Origin of the sequence: Pseudotabrizicola sp. (assembly GCF_030656345.1) — a bacterium.
Lineage (GTDB): Bacteria > Pseudomonadota > Alphaproteobacteria > Rhodobacterales > Rhodobacteraceae > Pseudotabrizicola.
Genome location: NZ_JAUSNR010000015.1, coordinates 221,089 through 237,207 on the forward strand (window position 1 = coordinate 221,089; position 16,119 = coordinate 237,207).

Annotated in this window: 14 protein-coding genes; 6 read left to right on the top strand and 8 right to left on the bottom strand. The window is 63.8% G+C overall.

The features are described from left to right. Positions 1-81: 81 nt before the first annotated feature. Both tsf and rpsB read right to left on the bottom strand, forming a co-directional pair. A complete protein-coding gene (gene tsf, locus Q7J44_RS09015) occupies positions 82-990 on the bottom strand; it encodes a translation elongation factor Ts (protein WP_304879037.1) in 909 nt (302 codons plus the stop codon). Positions 991-1,066: 76 nt separating this feature from the next. Next, complete coding sequence (rpsB, locus tag Q7J44_RS09020; protein ID WP_304879038.1) at positions 1,067-1,843, bottom strand: 30S ribosomal protein S2; 777 nt, start codon at positions 1,841-1,843, stop codon at positions 1,067-1,069. A 197-nt stretch (positions 1,844-2,040) separates the two neighbouring features. Here rpsB and Q7J44_RS09025 point away from each other — a divergent pair, with 197 nt between their 5' ends. Next, positions 2,041-3,057, top strand: a complete 1,017-nt coding sequence (locus tag Q7J44_RS09025; protein ID WP_304879039.1) for a patatin-like phospholipase family protein — start codon at positions 2,041-2,043, stop codon at positions 3,055-3,057. Here Q7J44_RS09025 and Q7J44_RS09030 read toward each other — a convergent pair. From Q7J44_RS09030 to Q7J44_RS09045, 4 genes are all read right to left on the bottom strand, one after another. Further along, positions 3,046-3,765: a DUF502 domain-containing protein gene (locus Q7J44_RS09030; RefSeq protein ID WP_304879041.1), complete on the bottom strand. Its 720-nt coding sequence runs from the start codon at positions 3,763-3,765 to the stop codon at positions 3,046-3,048. The genes Q7J44_RS09025 and Q7J44_RS09030 overlap by 12 nt on opposite strands. A 115-nt stretch (positions 3,766-3,880) precedes the next feature. Beyond that, complete coding sequence (locus Q7J44_RS09035) at positions 3,881-4,792, bottom strand: pseudouridine-5'-phosphate glycosidase (protein WP_304879043.1); 912 nt, start codon at positions 4,790-4,792, stop codon at positions 3,881-3,883. After that, complete coding sequence (locus Q7J44_RS09040) at positions 4,789-5,676, bottom strand: PfkB family carbohydrate kinase (protein ID WP_304879045.1); 888 nt, start codon at positions 5,674-5,676, stop codon at positions 4,789-4,791. Before Q7J44_RS09040 ends, Q7J44_RS09035 begins: the two co-directional genes overlap by 4 nt. 36 nt (positions 5,677-5,712) lie before the next feature. Further along, on the bottom strand, positions 5,713-6,486 hold the full coding sequence (locus Q7J44_RS09045; protein ID WP_304879047.1) for a 3-hydroxybutyrate dehydrogenase: 774 nt from the start codon (positions 6,484-6,486) through the stop codon (positions 5,713-5,715). Between the two features lie 381 nt (positions 6,487-6,867). On the opposite strand from Q7J44_RS09045, the gene Q7J44_RS09050 reads away from it, so the two are divergent. The 5 genes from Q7J44_RS09050 to Q7J44_RS09070 all read left to right on the top strand — a co-directional run bounded on the left by Q7J44_RS09050 (position 6,868) and on the right by Q7J44_RS09070 (position 12,353). Further along, complete coding sequence (locus Q7J44_RS09050; RefSeq protein ID WP_370692978.1) at positions 6,868-8,580, top strand: extracellular solute-binding protein; 1,713 nt, start codon at positions 6,868-6,870, stop codon at positions 8,578-8,580. Positions 8,581-8,600: 20 nt separating this feature from the next. Continuing rightward, a complete protein-coding gene (locus Q7J44_RS09055; protein WP_304879051.1) occupies positions 8,601-8,726 on the top strand; it encodes an entericidin in 126 nt (41 codons plus the stop codon). A gap of 195 nt (positions 8,727-8,921) precedes the next feature. Then, complete coding sequence (locus Q7J44_RS09060; RefSeq protein WP_304879054.1) at positions 8,922-10,439, top strand: class I adenylate-forming enzyme family protein; 1,518 nt, start codon at positions 8,922-8,924, stop codon at positions 10,437-10,439. Beyond that, positions 10,436-11,083, top strand: a complete 648-nt coding sequence (locus Q7J44_RS09065; protein ID WP_304879056.1) for a DsbA family oxidoreductase — start codon at positions 10,436-10,438, stop codon at positions 11,081-11,083. Before Q7J44_RS09060 ends, Q7J44_RS09065 begins: the two co-directional genes overlap by 4 nt. Positions 11,084-11,138: 55 nt before the next feature. Further along, complete coding sequence (locus Q7J44_RS09070) at positions 11,139-12,353, top strand: multidrug effflux MFS transporter (protein ID WP_304879057.1); 1,215 nt, start codon at positions 11,139-11,141, stop codon at positions 12,351-12,353. 3 nt (positions 12,354-12,356) lie between these two features. Here Q7J44_RS09070 and Q7J44_RS09075 read toward each other — a convergent pair whose 3' ends face one another. Next, on the bottom strand, positions 12,357-12,599 hold the full coding sequence (locus Q7J44_RS09075) for an excalibur calcium-binding domain-containing protein (RefSeq protein WP_304879059.1): 243 nt from the start codon (positions 12,597-12,599) through the stop codon (positions 12,357-12,359). A gap of 42 nt (positions 12,600-12,641) precedes the next feature. Beyond that, the gene (mfd, locus tag Q7J44_RS09080; RefSeq protein WP_304879061.1) at positions 12,642-16,097 is read right to left on the bottom strand and encodes a transcription-repair coupling factor; all 3,456 of its coding nucleotides are present in this window, start codon (positions 16,095-16,097) and stop codon (positions 12,642-12,644) included. Positions 16,098-16,119: the final 22 nt, after the last annotated feature.

Sequence of the window (16,119 nt, forward strand, 5' to 3'; positions counted from 1 at the left end):
CCCCTGCCCCACACGGTCTGCTGGCGGCAATGAAAAAGGGCGGCCCGAAGGCCGCCCGTTCAAAGTCTGCCAAGGCTGAAATCAGCCCTGAACCATTTTCGCGACTTCTGCCGCAAAATCTTCTTCTTTCTTCTCAATGCCTTCGCCGACCGCCACGCGGGCATAGCCCACGATTTCAACACCGGCGTCCTTGGCGGCTTGTTCCACCGTCAGGTCCGGGTTGATGACGAAAGCCTGACCCAGCAACGTGTTCTCGGCCAGAAACTTCTTCATCCGGCCCGGAATGATGTTGTTGGTGATCACGTTTTCCGGCTTCGGCTTGGCCGAGGTTGCGTTTTCTTCCAGCGCCTTGGCGGTCTGCACGGTCAGCTCACGCTCCACCACAGCCGGGTCCATCGTGGCTTCCGACAGCGACAGCGGCGCGGTGGCCGCGATGTGCATGGCGAATTGCTTGCCGATGGCCTGCGCCTTGTCGGCCGGGCCGTTCAGCGCGACCAGCACGCCGATCTTGCCCATGCCTTCAGCGGCGGCGTTGTGCACGTAGGACACCACCGTCTCGCCCTCAAGGATGTGCATCCGGCGGAAGGTCATGTTCTCGCCGATGCGGGCGATCGATTCCTGAATCACCTCATCGACGGTCTTGCCGTTCAGATGCGCGGCTTTCACCACTTCGACCGAATCGCCGGTGGTCAGGGCGACATTTGCGACATCACGCACCAGCGCCTGAAAATCGGCGTTCTTGGCGACAAAGTCGGTTTCCGAGTTGATCTCGACAGCGACGCCTTTGCCGGTGGTCACAGCCACGCCGACCAGACCTTCGGCGGCAACACGGTCGGCCTTCTTGGCGGCTTTCGCCAGACCCTTGGTGCGCAGCCAGTCGATGGCGGCATCCATGTCGCCATTGCTTTCGGTCAGGGCCTTTTTCACGTCCATCATGCCTGCGCCGGTGGATTCGCGCAGTTCTTTCACCATTGCAGCGGTGATTGTCATGGTCAGTCTCCCGAATTCCATAAATGGGGTTGGCGGGGGTTATCCCCCCGCCATGTCACAAATTGACGACAGCCAATCAGGCTTCGGCGGCAGCTTCTTCGACAGCTTCTTCCACGGGCGCTTCTTCCAGCGCGCCAAGGTCAACGCCAGCGGCACCCATCTGGGCCGACATGCCGTCAAGCGCTGCACGGGCGATCAGCTCGCAATAGAGCGCAATCGCACGGGCGGCGTCGTCATTGCCGGGGATCACGTAATCGACGCCCTTGGGCGAGCAGTTGGTGTCAACCACGGCCACAACCGGGATGCCAAGTTTTTTGGCTTCCAGAATGGCCAGATCTTCCTTGCCCACATCGATGATGAAGATCAGGTCAGGCGTGCCGCCCATTTCGCGGATCCCGCCAAGCGAGGCCTGCAGCTTGGACTGGTCGCGTTCCATGCCAAGGCGTTCTTTCTTGGTCAGACCTTCAGCGCCGGCAGCCAGCTGCTCGTCGATCTGCTTCAGACGCTGGATCGACATGGAAATGGTTTTCCAGTTTGTCAGCGTGCCACCCAGCCAGCGGTGGTTCATGTAGAACTGCGCGCAACGCTCTGCGGCTTCGGCGATCGGCTTCTGGGCCTGACGCTTGGTGCCGACAAACAGGATGCGGCCGCCTTTGGCAACCGTGTCACGCACGACTTTGAGCGCCTGATCCAGCATCGGAACAGTCTGCGTCAGGTCAAGAATGTGAATGCCGTTGCGGTCGCCGTAGATGTATTCGCCCATCTTCGGGTTCCAGCGTTGCGTCTGGTGACCGTAGTGAACGCCAGCTTCAAGCAGCTGACGCATGGTAAATTCTGGGAGCGCCATGTCCATGTATCCTTTTCCGGTTTGCGCCTCGGCAAGTGTTCTCAGGGTTTCCCCCAACCGGTGGACCAGACGGGATGTCTCCCCGTCATGGCCCGCACCTGCCTGTGAAGTGGCGTGTCGTTACCCCTATCGCTGTGGAATGGCAAGCCTCAACCTTGCGCTGCACTGCAGAAAGACTAGATTGCAGGCCAAAGGAGACCGTGATGACCACCAAGATCAATCTGGCACTGCAGGGCGGCGGCGCGCATGGGGCCTTTACCTGGGGCGTGCTCGACCGGCTGCTGGAGGAAGACAGCATCGAGATTGCTGCGATTTCCGGCACCTCAGCCGGCGCGCTGAACGCGGCGGCGCTCAAGGCGGGGATGATCAGCGGCGGGCGCACGGGCGCAAAGGCGTCGCTTGCCAAGCTGTGGCGCGATGTGGCGCGGGTGTCTGATCTGCGCATCCCCGAATGGATGCAGCCGATGGTCCCGGGGTTTGAGGCGCTGGGGCAGTTTGCGATGTCGATGTCGCCCTTTTCCCCGGCGGGCATGGCCGCGCAGGTCTATACCCCCTACGCCTGGGGGCCGATGTGGCGCAATCCGCTGGAGCGTATCGTGCGGCGGCTGGATTTCAGCCGGGTTTGCGCCACTGAGGGTCCGCGCCTGTTCATCGGGGCCACGCGGGTGGATACCGGGCGCATCCGTATCTTTTCCGGCGACGAGATCACGCCAGAGGCGCTGATGGCCTCGGCCTGCCTGCCGACCATCTTTCAGGCCGTAGAGATTGAGGGCCATGCCTATTGGGATGGCGGCTATGCCGGCAATCCGGCGATGTTCCCGCTGTATCAGCCCGATCTGCCCGATGATGTGCTGATCGTGTCGATCAACCCGATGCTGCGCGAAGGGGTGCCCAAAACCCCGATTGATATTCAGAACCGGGTCAATGAAATCAGCTTCAATTCTGCGTTGCTGGGTGAATTGCGCGCCGTGCATTTCGTGCGCCGCCTGCTGCGCGACGGGCGGCTGGAACCCGGCACGATGAAGGCGATCCGCACCCATCTGGTCAGCGATGATGCGCTGATGACCGAAATGACCGGGGCCACCAAAATGTCACCCTCGCCCACGCTGATTGCGCGGCTGCGGGCGGCAGGCCATCTGGCCACCGATGCGTTTCTGGAAGCGCATGGCAAAAAGCTGGGGCACGAGGCCAGCTTTGATCTGCGCGACCTATTTGGCTGACGGATTGCGCACCATGACCCCGGCGGCATCGCGGCCGTTGGGGTAGACCAGCCCGGCCGAGATGATCAGCTTGGCCGCATCTTCCACCTTCATATCCAGATAGACCACATCCTTTTCCGGCACATACAACAGAAAGCCCGAGGTCGGGTTCGGCGTGGTTGGCAGAAAGATAGAGATCACATCCATATAGCCGCCCGCGTTCAGCTTGGCCTGCAATTCGCCCTTTGCGCGGGTCGAGACAAAGCCTATGGCCCAGATATGTTCCTTGGGGTATTGCACCAGACAGGCGCGTTCAAAGCTGGACTCGTTTTGCGAAAACACGGTTTCGGCAATCTGCTTCAACCCGTTGTACAAGGATCGCACCACCGGCATCCGGTCGACCAGACCTTCGGCCCAGATCAGGAACTTGCGCCCGATAAAGCCCTTGCCCAGCCAGCCGACAAACACCGTAAAGATCAGAAAGACCACCACGCCAACGCCGCGCACCGGAATCGTCGCATCCGGCCCGAACCATTGGCGGACCAGAACGTCCGGCTTCCACGGTCCGGGGATCAGCGGCAAGATCCAGCCATCGATCCAGCCCACCACCGTCCAGATCAGATAGATGGTCAGCCCGATCGGCAGCACCACCACCAACCCGGTCAGGAAAGATGAGCGCAGGCCCGAAAACAGGCTTTTACGTTTGATGGGCGGCACTGGCTCTGACATGGTCCCTCACTGGTCGAGCCATAGTTAGGCAGGGCGTGGTTCATTCACAATGGCACAAGCATGGCCAAACCCTTTGGCCACACGAATTTTATGCGACAAGGGGCCGTCAGGCCGGTCAGCCTGCCACCATTTCGCGCGCAATGGCCGCGGCCAGCCGGGCGTTGTTCAGAACCAGCGCGATATTGGCGGTCAGGGACCGGCCTTCGGTCATCTCATACATCCGGTCCAGCAGATAGGGCGTCACCGCCTTGGCGCTGATGCCCTCGGCCTGCGCCTGTTGCAGCGCAGCCTCGATCACCGGGGTGATCTCATGGCTGGCAATCTCGGCCTCAACCGGGATCGGGTTGGCCACCAGCTGCCCGCCGGGCAGGCCAAGCGCGGTGCGCATCCGCTGCGCCAAAGCTATGTCGCGCGCGCTGTCCATCCGCAGCGGCGCCGTGAGGCCGGATGACCGCGACCAGAACGCCGGAAAGTTGTCCTGACCATAGGCGATCACCGGCACGCCATGCGTTTCCAGCACCTCCAGCGTTTTGGGCAGGTCCAGAATCGCCTTGGCCCCCGCTGCCACCACAGTCACCGGGGTGGCGGCCAGTTCCAGCAGGTCGGCGCTGATGTCGAATGTCGTCTCTGCCCCGCGATGCACGCCGCCGATGCCCCCCGTGGCAAAGACATGGATGCCCGCCAGATGGGCGCAGATCATCGTCGCCGCCACCGTGGTGGCCCCCATGCCCCCTGTGGCAAGGCAGGCCGCGAGGTCAGCACGGGACAGTTTCGCCACATCCGTCGCCTGCCCCAGCCGGTCCAGCTCTGCCTCGGTCAGGCCGATGTGGATGCGCCCGTCCATGATGGCGATCGTCGCGGGCACGGCGCCATGGGAGCGGATCTCATCCTCCACCGCGCGGGCGGTTTCCACGTTCTGCGGGAACGGCATGCCATGGGTGATGATGGTGGATTCCAGCGCCACGATGGCAGCACCATTGGCGCGCGCCTGTGCGACTTCGGGCGAGAATGTCAGGGGAAGGGTCATGATCCGATATCTCCAGAAACGTAATCGGCAGCCGCCTGCAGCGCTGCCTCCAATGCGCTGGCACGAGTGGCCCCGCGCGCTTCGGCCACGATGTGGGCCGCCATGAATGTATCGCCAGCACCCGTGACGCGGGTGACCAGCACCTGCGGCGGTGGCCCGGTGATCACACCCTGCCCCGCCGTGCCTTCCGCCGCATCGCGCCCACCATCGGTGACCAGCACCCGGGCCGCCCCGCGCTCCAGCAGTGCCTGAGCCGCCTCTGCCGCCGACTCGAACCGCCCCTTGGCGATCAGCCCGGCCTCTTCCAGATTGACATACAGCGTCGCGCGCGGATGGCCCAGCAGCGGCATCAGCCGTTCCGCCTTGCCGGGGCTGGCCGGTGCCACCCGCAGATCGGCCTTTGCAAACAGGGCAGACTTCGCAATGTCGGAAATCAACGCCTCGGTCAGATTGCCATCCAGCGCGATCAGCCCTGCATAGGGCGATGCTTCCGACCCCAGCGTGCCATCGCCCAAGGCGCGCAAGATCTTGTCGCCCGCCATTTCCAGAGAGTGCGCATCGGCAATCGCGGCAATCAGGCCGTTCGCGCCCTCAATCGCCATATAGCGGTCGGTCGGCAGATCGTCTGATCGGTACACATGGCCACAATCCAGCCCCATCCGCAGACAGGCCGCGATCAGCTCATCGCCTTCGGCGTCGCGGCCCACCGCGGTCAGCAGCGCGGGCCGCAGGCCAAAGCGCGTCAGCGTCATCGCAATGTTCAGCGCCACACCCCCGGGCAGCCGCGTGATCCGCCCCGGCACATCCGACCCCAGCCGCAACGAGGCTGGCGCGCGGCCGATGATGTCCCACAGGACAGACCCAATGCACAGAATATCGCTCATCAGAACCCGCCTTTCGCGGGCCTTGATGCAGCGCTGTTACAGCGCCGTCCAGCCCCCATCGACCGAAATTGTGGTGCCGGTGATCTGCGCCGCCGCGTCGGACGCCAGAAACACCGCCGTGCCGCCGATCTGTTCCACGGTCGCGAATTCGCGGCTGGGCTGGCGTTCCAGCATCACCTGTTCGATCACCGTCTCGCGGTCCATGTTGTGCTTTTTCATCTGATCGGGGATCTGCGCCTCGACCAGCGGGGTCAGCACATAGCCGGGGCAGATCGCATTGGCCGTAATCCCCTGCCCCGCACATTCCAGCGCCGTCACCTTGGTGAACCCGACCTGCCCATGCTTGGCCGCAACGTAAGCGCCCTTGTACGGGCTGGCCGTCAGGCCGTGGGCCGAGGCCACGTTGATCACCCGGCCCCAACCGGCCTTGCGCATCAGCGGCAAAGCGGCGGCGGTGGTGTGGAAGGTGGAATTCAGGTTGATGGCAATGATCCGGTCCCAGGTCTCAACCGGGAAATCCTCGATCCCGCAGACATGCTGGATGCCCGCATTGTTCACCAGAATATCGCAGGCCCCGGCCTTTTCGATCAGCGCGCGGCAGTCATCGCCCTTGGACATGTCGGCCTGAATGTAGCGCACCGTGACGCCATGCTTTTGCGCCAGCTCTTTGGCCAAGTCATGATCCTCATCCTTGTCGGTAAAGCTGTTGAGCACGATATCGGCCCCGGCGCGTGCCAGCTCTTCCGCGATGCCCAGACCGATGCCCGAGGTGGATCCGGTGATGACGGCGGTCTTGCCCTTCAGGCTCATGGCGTTCCCCTCATTTTGCTGTTGCGGCAGCTTACATGCTGCAAACGCGAATGACAGGGGGGCGTTCCTGCAATGCCCAAAAAAAACGCCGGCACGAAGCCGGCGTTAAGTTATTGAGGCAGGTTTCATACAGGCAAGAAACCTATCGAGCAGTACAGTCTATATACGCCGCTTGTTGCCGATGGCCAAGTTAAAAGTTTGAAAAGGCTCACAACCCGGCCTAGCGTGCGGCCAAGGAAACCAAGGCATCAGGGGATTGTCACCGGAATGGGACGAGATTTTTTCCACATCAGACAGGGATTTGTGGTGGCAGTCCTGCTCGCTTTCACGGCGGCTCCCGCGCTTTCACAGGGAAGTGATTCTCCGGCCCATGGCATAGCTATGTATGGCGACCCTGCCCTCCCCCCGGATTTTGTGTCGCTGCCCCATGTGAACCCCGACGCGCCCAAGGGCGGGCGCATCGTGATGGGAGAGTCGGGCAGCTTTGACTCGATGAACCCGTTCATCCTGCGCGGCCGTGCGCCCGCTGCGGTGTCCAGCCTCACGGTCGAGACGCTGATGGGCCGGTCCTATGACGAACCCTTCACGCTTTACGGCTTGCTGGCCGAATCGATCACCACCGATGCCGCCCGGACCTACGCAGAATTTACCCTGCGTGAGGCCGCCCGATTCTCTGACGGCGCGCCGGTCACGGTCGAAGACGTGCGCTGGTCGTTTGAAACACTGGGCACCCTCGGCAACCCGCGCTATCACACCGCCTGGAACAAGATCGACCGGGCCGAGATCACCGGCCCGCGGTCCATCCGCTTTACCTTCAACACCGAAGACCGCGAACTGCCCCTGATCCTCGGCCTGCGCCCGATTCTGCAAAAGGCGCAGTGGGAGGGCAAGGCGTTCGACGCCTCGACGCTGGAAGCGCCGATCGGATCGGGCCCCTATGTGGTCGACAGGTTTGAAACCGGCCGCTACGTCAGCTTCCGGCGCAACCCCGACTGGTGGGGCAAGGATCTGCCCTTCAACCGGGGCCAGCACAATTTCGACGAGGTGCGCACCGATTATTTCGGCGATGGCGGCGTGGTGTTCGAGGCGTTCAAGGGCGGGCTGATCACCACATGGCGCGAAACCAGCCCGGCAAAATGGGCCAGCAGCTATGGCTGGCCCGAGGTCACCAATGGCACCATCGTGAAATCCGAAATCCCGCACCAGCGCCCGTCGGGCATCGAAGGCTTTGTGATGAACACCCGGCGCGCGCTGTTTGCCGACTGGCGGGTGCGTGAGGCGATGATTCTGGCCTTCAATTTCGAACTGGCAAACCAGACCATCAACGGCGGGGCCTATCCGCGCATTCCGTCCTATTTCGGCAACTCGCCGCTGGGCTTCACCCCCGGCACCCCGGCGACAGGTCGCGTGCTGGAGCTGCTGGAGCCGTTCCGCGACAGCCTGCTGCCCGGTGCGCTCGATGGCTATACGGTGCCGACCGGCGATGGCAGCGTCGCCAACCGCCGCAACATCCGCGCCGCCACCGCCCTGCTGGCGCAAGCCGGGTACACGGTTGAGGCAGGCCAGTTGAAAGACCCCGCCGGCACGCCTGTCAGCTTCGAGATCCTGCTGGTCAACGGAGCCAGTGACATGATTTCCGCCGCCGATATCTATGTCGAAAGCCTGAAGCGCCTTGGCATCACGGCCCGCGTGACCACGGTCGACAACGCGCAATATATCGAACGCACCAACACCTATGCCTTTGACATGACCCATTACATCCGCAGCCTGTCGCTTTCCCCCGGAAATGAACAGACGCTGTACTGGGGGGCGGCAGGCGTGACCCAACCGGGCACCCGCAACTGGATGGGCATGGATTCTCCGGCGGCGGAAGCGATGATCGACACCATGCTGAACGCCCCCGACCCGGAAACCTTTGCAGCCGCGACACAGGCGCTGGACCGTGTGCTGACCACGGGTAGATATGTGATCCCGATGTGGTATTCTGACGTCTCGCGACTGGCGCACCGCAAAGAGCTGAAGTTCCCGGCGCGCCCGCCGCTGTATGGCGACTGGATCGGCTTTCAGCCAGAGGTCTGGTGGTATGAGCAGTAAACCAAGAAACGGGCAGACAGATGTGTAAACTTTGCTTGATGGCGGCGGCGGCCGCCCTGACACTCCTCACAGGCTGCGGCACGGTCGAAGGCATCGGCCGCGACATTTCCGGCGGGGCCAACCGGGTGTCGAACTGGATCAACTGATCCGCCGGATCTGACGCGGCGCGCGGATTGCGGTGGCGTGAAGATGAGTATTTAGGAAAGGTGCAAGCCAGCCGGGTCTGCACCTTTCTGAAATACTCCCGCCGGAGGCAGGCGCCGCGTCGTCATGCGCGCCTGCGCAAGCCGGGCACCTGGTTTCAGATTGCACCGGCGCGCGCGGCGCATTAGGCACAGACCATGCTGTCACTTCTGGATACCGGCCCTGCCCCGACCGTGCCTTCGCCCTTCAACATGGCGCAGCATGTGCTTGCGCAGGCGGCGGCGCGCACGCCCGACAAGCTGGCGCTGCGCATCCTTACGCCCACGGGGGCTGAGGACTGGAGCTATGCCCGCCTGCTGGGTGCCGTGCTGGGCTGTGCCAGCGGGCTGCTGGCACGGGGGCTGCAGCCCGGCGACCGCATTCTGATGCGGCTGACCAGTCAGGTGGAATTTCCCATCCTGTTTCTGGGCGCATTGGCCGCAGGCATGGTGCCGGTGGCCACCTCTGCGCAACTGACCCGCGCCGAGATCACCCCGATGGCCGCGCGCATTGCGCCGCGTCTGATTGTCGCCAGCGACGGTGTTGCCCTACCTGACGGGCAGGACTGCCCGGTGATCAGTGATGCGGATGTCCGCATGATGGAAATCTTGCCGCCTGCAGCCTTCCACATGGGCGACGCAGAGCGGCCCGGTTACATCATCTTCACCTCCGGCACTTCCGGAAGCCCGATGGCGGTGGTGCATGCGCACCGCGCCATCATCGCGCGCAGCCTGATGCATGCCGGGTGGGAGGGGCTGACCGAAGGCGACGTGCTGCTGCACGCAGGTGCGTTCAACTGGACCTATACGCTGGGCACCGGGCTGATGGACCCGTGGACCGTGGGGGCGACCGCGCTGATCCCCGGCGCGGGCACAGGTGCCGCCGATCTGCCCGATCTGTTGCATGGCTACCGCGCCACGATCTTTGCCGCCGCCCCCGGCGTCTACCGCCAGATGCTGCGTGCGCCGTTGCGCCCCCTGCCGCATCTGCGCCACGGCTTGTCTGCCGGCGAAAAGCTGAGCGCAGAGACGCGAAGGGCCTGGACCCGCGCCACCGGCACCCCGGTGTGTGAGGCGCTGGGCATGTCGGAAATCTCGACCTTCATCTCGGAATCGCCGACGTGCCCTGCCCCTGACGGGGCCACCGGCTTTGCCCAGCCCGGGCGGCGGATTGCGGCGCTTGGTCCCGATCTGGCCCCGGTGCCGCGCGGGCTGCCCGGGCAGCTGGCAATCGACCGCCGCGATCCGGGGCTGATGCTGGGCTATCTGGATGCGCCCGAGGCCACCGCCGCGCGGCTGACGGGCGACTGGTTCCTGACCGGCGATCAGGTTCTGATCGATGCGGCCGGTGCCGTCACCTATCTGGGCCGCGACGATGACCAGATCAACGCCGGCGGCTACCGTGTCAGCCCGGTCGAGGTCGAGGCGGCAATGGCCCGCTTTCCCGGTCTGGCAGAGGCGGCGGTGACCGAGGTCGAGGTCAAGCCCGGCGTCAGCGTGATCGCCTGTTTCTACACTGCCGCCACGCCGCTTGATGACACAGCGCTCGCCGCCCATGCCGAAGCCCATCTGGCGCGCTATAAACAGCCGCGTCTGTTCCGCCACTTGCCCGCCCTGCCGCGCGGCGCCAATGCCAAACTCAACCGCCGCGCGCTGCGGGACCTGGGGGTTTCATGATCAAGCTTGATGTCTTTTCCGACCCGGTCTGCCCGTGGTGCTATATCGGCAAGGCCAATCTGGACCGCGCGCTCGAATCCGCGCCCGACCATCCGTTCGACATCGAATGGCATCCGTTCCAGCTGAACCCCGGCATGCCCGTCGAAGGGGTTGACCGGGCCGAGTATCTGGAGGCGAAATTCGGCGGCAAGGCCAAGGCGGTGGAAATCTACGCCCGTGTTGAGCAGGCCGCCCGCGATGCGGGGCTGACAATCGACTTTTCCACCATTTCCAGAATGCCCAACACCCTGAACGCCCATCGCCTGATCCATTGGGCGGGGCTGGAGGGGCGTCAGACCGCCATCGTATCGGCGCTGTTCCGCGCCTATTGGCGCGAGGGGCGCGACATCGGCGATGCCGCCACCCTGACCGACATTGCGGCAGGCTCCGGAATGGACCGTGCCCTGACCGAACGCCTGCTCGCCACCGATGAAGATGCCGAGGCTTTGCGCGCCCGCGACATTCACGCACGGCAGCGCGGTGTCACCGGGGTTCCCTGCTTTATCATCAGCAATCAATACGTGGTGTCTGGCGCGCAACCGCCGCAGGTCTGGGCCGATGTGCTGGCCGAGTTGCGCGCACGCGCACAGGCCACCGGCAGCTAGGGCCATGGTCCTGCCCGCGCCCGCATGCTAGCGAAGCGCGGAAAGGAGACTGCTGATGTCTCACTCCCACCCCCAGCCACGCGCGCTTGGCCAGACCGAGTTCATCGCGCTGATCGCGATGCTGTTCGCCACGATCGCGTTTTCCATCGATGCGATGCTGCCCGCCCTGCCCGAAATCGCGGCAGAGCTTTCCCCCGATGCGCCCAATAACGCGCAACTGATCCTGACCAGCTTTGTCTTTGGCATGGGGCTGGGCACGTTGTTTGCCGGGCCTTTGTCCGACAGCTATGGCCGCAAGACCGTGATCGTCGGCGGCGCGCTTCTCTATTGTGCCGGGGCGCTCCTCGCCTATGTCGCGCCCACGCTGGAGACCATGCTTCTGGCACGGGTGCTGCAGGGGCTGGGGGCGGCTGGCCCGCGTGTGGTGTCGCTGGCGCTGGTGCGCGATGTGCATTCCGGGCCGCGCATGGCGCGGATCGTCAGCTTTGCGATGATGATCTTCACGCTGGTGCCCGCCGCAGCCCCGCTGCTGGGCCAGTACATCATGGCAGGCTTTGGCTGGCGCAGTATTTTCCTTGCGTTCATTCTGTTCTCGGGTGCCTCGGTGCTGTGGCTGACGATCCGCCAGCCCGAAACCCTGATGCCCGCCGACCGCCGCCCGTTCCGCGCCGCCCCGCTTTGGGCCGCGTTGCGCGAAGTGATGTCCCTGCGCAGCATCCGCCTGTCGATCCTTGCCCAAACCCTTGGCTTTGCCGCGCTGTTCGGCACCCTGTCCTCGACCCAGCAGCTGTTTGACCAGACCTATGGCCGCGCCGAGAGTTTCCCGCTGTACTTCGCGCTGATCGCGGTGGTGTCCGGTTCATCCTCCTTGCTCAACGCCTCATTGGTGATGCGGCTTGGCATGCGCAAACTGGTGCGGGTGTCGTTCGCCACGCAGATGCTGGTGTCGGCGGGTTTTGTCATTGCCTTCACCCTGAACCTCTGGCCCGCACCCGAGGTGCTGCCGGTGGAGTTCTTCGCCTATCTGATCTGGACCATCGGCGTGTTCTTCATGGTCGGCATGACCATCGGCAACCTGAATGCGATGGCGCTGGAACCTGTGGGCCATATCGCAGGGATGGCGGCCAGCGTTGTGGGGGCGCTGTCGACCGTGTTTTCGGTGATCCTCGCGGCCCCCGTCGGGCTGGCCTTCAACGGCACACCCCTGCCGCTGATGATCGGCGTCACGCTGTTCACCGGGCTGGCCTATGCGGTGGTGCGCAGGCTCTGAACCCTATTCGCAGGGGCTGGAGCACAGATTTTCGCACGGGATGCCGTCATTGTCGGCGTCGCGCTGCCGATGCCCGCAGATCAGCAGCTTATAGCAGGCCTCTTCGCAGGACGAGATCTGCTTGCAGGTCGTTTTGGCGCAGGTATAGCCCTGCGCCAGCCACAGGGATTGCGGCCTGTCGGATGGGGCCGACAGATCGGCCAAAAGCGTTGCAAGACCCAGTGAAACGGCAAGAAAGACTGACATGACAGGTCCGCCCTGAGGAAAGTGTTAACAATCGTTAACACCTTAGCCTTTGGGCCGCACGATCTTTTCCGCCAGATCGCGGGCGATGGCAAAGGCCCCCTTGATCCGGTCCGCTTCCGTCTTCCAGACGCGCAGCAGCACGATCTTGTTGCCCTGCACCTTTGCGCCCACACCTTCGGCCTTGATGAAATCGACCAGCCCCGCCGGATTGCCGAACTTGTCGTTGTGGAACTGGATCGTGGCCCCCTTCGGCCCGGCATCGATGCGTGAAATCCCGGCGCGTTTCGCCATGGCCTTGATCCGCACGATCAGCATCAGCGTGTTGACCTCTTTCGGCAGCGGGCCGAAACGGTCGATCAGTTCGGCGGCAAAGCCTTCCAGCTCGACCTTGGTCGCAAGACCCGACAAACGGCGATAGAGGCCCAGCCGCACATCCAGATCGACCACGTAATCTTCCGGGATCATCACCGGCAGGCCAAGGTTCAGCTGCGGCGACCATTGGTCATCAATCGGCGACAAGCCGTTGATTTCACCTGATTTGATCTTGGCAATCGTCTCTTCCAGCATCTGCTGATACAGCTCATACCCCACCTCGCGGATATGGCCCGACTGTTCCTCACCCAAAAGGTTCCCTGCGCCGCGCAGGTCAAGGTCATGGCTGGCAAGGTTGAAGCCCGCGCCCAGATTATCCAATGACCCGAGTAGCTTAAGCCGTTTTTGCGCCTGCGGCGTCAGCGGGCTGCGCGGCTTGGTGGTCAGATAGCAATAGGCGCGGGTCTTGCTGCGCCCGACCCGGCCCCGGATCTGATAGAGCTGTGACAGACCGAACATATCGCCGCGATGGATGATCATCGTGTTGGCGGTCGGGATATCCAGCCCCGATTCCACAATTGTCGTGGCCAGCAGCACATCGTATTTGCCGTCGTAGAACTGGTTCATCCGGTCATCCAGATCGCCCGCCGCCAGCTGGCCGTGCGCGATCACGTAAGTCACCTCCGGCACATGGGTTTTCAGGAACTCCTCAATCTGCGGCAGGTCGGAAATGCGCGGCACCACATAGAAGGACTGGCCGCCCCGGAACCGCTCACGCAGCAGCGCCTCGCGGATGGTGACGGAATCGAACTCGCTGACGTAAGTGCGGATCGCCAGACGGTCCACCGGCGGCGTCGCGATGATCGACAGGTCACGCACGCCGGTCAGCGACAGCTGCAAGGTGCGCGGGATCGGGGTGGCGGTCAGGGTCAGCACGTGGATTTCCGACCGCATCTCCTTGAGCCGTTCCTTATGGCTGACGCCGAAATGCTGTTCTTCATCAATGACAAGCAGGCCAAGGTTCTTGAACTTCACGCCCTTGGCCAGCAGCGCATGGGTGCCGACCACGATATCGACGGTGCCATCGGTCATCGCGGCCCGCGTCGCATTCGCATCCTTTGTGGAAACAAAGCGCGACAAGGGTTTGACAGAAATGGGAAATCCGCGAAACCGCTCGACAAAGCTGCGGTAATGCTGCCGGGCGAGCAAGGTGGTCGGGCAGATCACCGCGACCTGCATCCCGGCCATGGCGGCGACAAAGGCCGCGCGCATTGCCACTTCGGTCTTGCCAAAGCCCACGTCCCCCACGACCAGCCGGTCCATCGGGCTGCCCTTTTCCAGATCGGCCACCACATCGGCAATGGCCGACAACTGGTCATCGGTTTCCTGATAGGGGAAACGGGCTGCAAACGCCTCCCAGACCGAATGCGGCGCCTCCAAAATCGGCGCGTGGCGCAGGGCGCGTTCCGCCGCAATCCGCATCAGGCGGTCGGCGATTTCCTTGATCCGCTCTTTCAGCTTGGCCTTTTTCGCCTGCCACGCCCCGCCGCCCAGACGGTCCAGCAGACCCTCTTCATGGCCATAGCGCGACAGCAGTTCGATATTCTCGACCGGCAGGTAAAGTTTTGCACTGTCGGCATATTCCAGCGCCACGCAGGCATGTGGGGCACCAAGCGCGGTGATCGTCTCCAACCCCAGATAGCGGCCGACCCCATGTTCGACATGCACCACCAGATCGCCCGGCGTCAGGGTATCGACCTCGCGCAGGAAATTGTCGGCCTTGCGCTTTTTGCGCGGTTTGCCGACCATCCGGTCGCCCAGCACATCCTGTTCCGAGATCACCGCAAGGCCCGGTGCCGTGAACCCCGCCTCCAGCGCCCAGACCAGCAGGAACACCCCGCCGCGCCCCTCGGGCACTTCGCGCATATCGCGGATGCGCTTGGCATCGCGCAGGCCCTGATCCTGCAACAAGCCTTCCAACCGCTCGCGCGCGCCGTCGGACCAGCTGGCGATCACCACCTGCGCATCCTGACGCAATGCACGAAGATGGTCAGCCAAGGCCCCGAACAGGCTGACAGATTCCATCTGGCGTTCGGGCGCAAAACTGCGCCCCTGCCGCCCGCCGGCATCCAGCACTCCCGGACCGGGGCTTTGCGGATAGGGTGACAGCTGCACCAGCCGGTGCGCGGCCACCGCCGCCTCCCACGCCGCATCGTCCAGATACAAAAGCCCGGGTGCAGCGGGTTTATACACCGTGTCCAGCCGCCCCTTTGCCGTCATCGCCTCGCGCCGGGAATCATAGGCATCGTCAATGCCTTCCCACCGCGACAGCCGCATCGGCGTGACCTGATCGTCCAGCATCACCGAGGCATCCGGCAGATAGTCGAACAGCGTTTCCAGCCGGTCATGGAACAGGCCCAGCCAATGCTCCATCCCCTGATGCTTTCGGCCCGCGCTGACCGCTTCATACAGCGGATCATCCGACCCGCCGACGCCGAATTCAATCCGGTAGGCCTGCCGGAACCGGGTGATCGAGGCCTCGTCCAGAATGACCTCGGACACCGGCGACAGATCCACCGCCGTCAGCTTTTCCACCGTGCGCTGCGTCACCGGATCGAACCGGCGCAAGCCATCCAGCACGTCGCCGAAGAAATCCAGGCGCACCGGCCCCGGATGCCCCGGCGGGTAGATGTCGATGATCCCGCCGCGCAGCGCGTAGTCGCCCGCCTCGGCCACGGTCGACACCGGCGAAAAGCCCATGCGTGACAGGAACCCCTTCAGATGCGCCTCGTCCACCCGCTTGCCGACCTGCGCGGTAAAGCTGCTGGCCGCCACGGTTCCGCGCGACGGCACCCGCTGGGTCGCCGCATTCACCGTGGTCAACAGCACAAACGGCCCCGGCATCCCGGCGGCAAGGGCGGCCAGAGTTGCCATCCGCCGCGCGGCAATATCGGGATTGGGCGACACCCGGTCATAAGGCAGGCAGTCCCATGCCGGAAAGTCCAGCACCACCACTTGCGGGGCCAGCACGACAAGCGCCACCCGCATCGCCTCCATCCGCTTGTCGTCGCGGGCGATGTGGATCACCGGCGCACCGCGCGCCAGTTCGCGCGCCAGCAGACGGGCGTCAAAACCTTCGGGCGCGCCGCCCAGCACGATACGGTCGGGAGAGGATGTCTTGCTCATGGCCGCCTTACCTACGCCCCTT